This window comes from Ameyamaea chiangmaiensis (assembly GCF_013376175.1).
GTDB classification, from domain to species: domain Bacteria; phylum Pseudomonadota; class Alphaproteobacteria; order Acetobacterales; family Acetobacteraceae; genus Ameyamaea; species Ameyamaea chiangmaiensis.
In genome coordinates, this window is the sequence record NZ_JABXXR010000314.1 from 1 (window position 1) to 1,143 (window position 1,143).

The 1,143-nt window shown below is 68.7% G+C and carries 1 protein-coding gene and 1 pseudogene; one reads left to right on the plus strand and one right to left on the minus strand.

The window, feature by feature from the left end; genetic code table 11:
* Positions 1-594: DNA-3-methyladenine glycosylase I (locus HUK82_RS16700; protein WP_176614978.1), on the minus strand; the 594-nt coding region annotated here is incomplete at its 3' end.
* A 102-nt stretch (positions 595-696) separates the two neighbouring features.
* Here HUK82_RS16700 and HUK82_RS16705 point away from each other — a divergent pair.
* Positions 697-1,143, plus strand: a pseudogene (locus tag HUK82_RS16705) (hypothetical protein); the annotation flags it as partial.

The following is a 1,143-nucleotide window of genomic DNA, read 5'->3' on the forward strand; positions in this document are numbered from 1 at the left end:
GGACGCGTCGCGCCCGGAGGCGGCCGTGGCGCAGGCACCGGCGCGAAAGCAGCCGGGCTCATGATCGTCGATCATCCCTACCGCCTGCATCCAGGCATGGACGATCACCGGCCCCACGAAGCGAAAGCCGCGCTGTCGCAGGGCGCGCGCGAGAGCCTCGGACAGCGGGGTCCGCGTCAGGCCGCTGCCCGTCGACCTCTCCCCCACCATCGCCCAGACGAAGGGGCCAAACGGCTCGCCCCGCGCCCGCATCGCGACATAGGCGCGTGCGTTGCCGATGGTCGCCTCGATCTTCGCACGTGATCGGATGATCGCGGCGTCCTGCAACAGCCGTGTGACGTCGGCCGAGGTGAAGCTGGCCACGCGGTCGGGGTCGAACCCCGCGAACGCGGCCCGCAGCGCGTCGCGGCGTTGCAGGATGATCCGCCACGACAGTCCGGCCTGAAAACCGTCGAGCATCAGTTTTTCCCACAAGGCACGGCCGTCATGGACGGGAACGCCCCATTCCGCGTCGTGATACGCCTTCAGAAGCGGATCCTGGCACGCCCAAGCGCAGCGGTGCGGCGACGCGTCACCGAGGAACGGCAGGGGCATGACATTCTCCTCACGTGAATTATCATTTGCAATTGAGAATTGATCGCAAATAAGATCAGCCATCACAACACAGGGACCGGAGTCGCCACTCCGGAGACACGGATGACCTCGACAGCCACCATGCTCCATGCCCCCAACCTGAGCGACCTGTCCTGTAGCGAGCGCCTGACCATCTGGACGGTGCGGCGACTGGCGCGGCGGCGCACCGGCGCGCCGGCAGCCTCGGCGGTACCGGCCGAGGGGTTGTTCCTGCCGTGCTTCCGGCGCGACTTCGACGACGTGGCCACGGCGTTTTCCACTGCACTGGACCGGCTGGCGACGGTGCGCGGGGGCGCTCTGGATATCGCGATCCCCCGTGCCCAGGCGCTGACCGCGACCGAAGCCTGCCTGCTCGACGCCACGACGGCCGCACAGGCCGGGGAGGAAGCCACCATGAGACGCATTCTGCGCCGCCTGTTCCCCCACCACCATATTCTGGCCCCCTTCGCCGCCGCGGTCACGCAACTCGGCGCGTGCCTGGCCGGGGCGGGTCATTGGCTGCCCCGGCCA